This is a genomic window from Paraburkholderia piptadeniae, from assembly GCF_900007165.1.
In the GTDB taxonomy this organism is placed as follows: Bacteria; Pseudomonadota; Gammaproteobacteria; order Burkholderiales; family Burkholderiaceae; genus Paraburkholderia; species Paraburkholderia piptadeniae.
Genome location: NZ_CYGY02000181.1, coordinates 288 through 1187 on the forward strand (window position 1 = coordinate 288; position 900 = coordinate 1187).

Consider the following 900-nt stretch of genomic DNA (forward strand, 5'->3'; position numbering starts at 1 on the left):
CCGCTGCGATCGACAACTGCCTGTCGGTTGCCGACGATACCGACACGCAGGTCGCGATCCACACCGATACGCTGAACGAAGCGGGCTTCGTCGAAGCGACGGTCGCCGCGTTCAAGGGCCGCACGATCCACACGTATCACACGGAAGGCGCGGGCGGCGGTCACGCGCCCGACATCATCAAGGTCTGCGGCGAGGCGAACGTGCTGCCGTCGTCGACGAATCCGACGCGCCCGTACACCGTCAATACGCTCGACGAGCATCTCGACATGCTGATGGTCTGTCATCACCTCGATCCGTCGATTGCGGAAGACATCGCGTTCGCCGAATCGCGCATCCGCCGCGAGACGATCGCAGCCGAGGACATCCTTCACGATCTCGGCGCGCTGTCGATGCTCTCCTCCGATTCGCAGGCAATGGGGCGTGTGGGCGAAGTGATCATCCGCACGTGGCAGACCGCGCATAAGATGAAGGTGCAGCGCGGCACGCTGCCCGAGGACAACGCGCGCAACGACAACTTCCGCGCGAAACGCTATGTCGCGAAGTACACGATCAATCCGGCGCTCACGCATGGCATCGCGCATGAAGTCGGCTCGATCGAGCCCGGCAAATGGGCCGACATCGTCCTGTGGGAGCCCGCGTTCTTCGGCATCAAGCCCGCGCTGATCCTGAAGGGCGGCATGATCGCGATGGCGCAGATGGGCGACCCGAACGCGTCAATTCCGACGCCGCAACCCGTGCACTATCGCGAGATGTTCGGCACACGCGGCGGCGCATTGGCGCGCACGTCGCTGACGTTCGTCTCGCAGATGGCGCTCGATGCCGACATCGCCGGGCGCTATGGCCTCATCAAGCGTATCGTTGCAGTGAAGAACTGCCGCAATGTGACGAAGGCGCACATGA

1 pseudogene is annotated in these 900 nt (G+C 63.7%); it reads left to right on the forward strand.

What is annotated here, in order from left to right:
• Window positions 1-900: pseudogene (locus BN2476_RS44185) on the forward strand (urease subunit alpha); the annotation flags it as partial.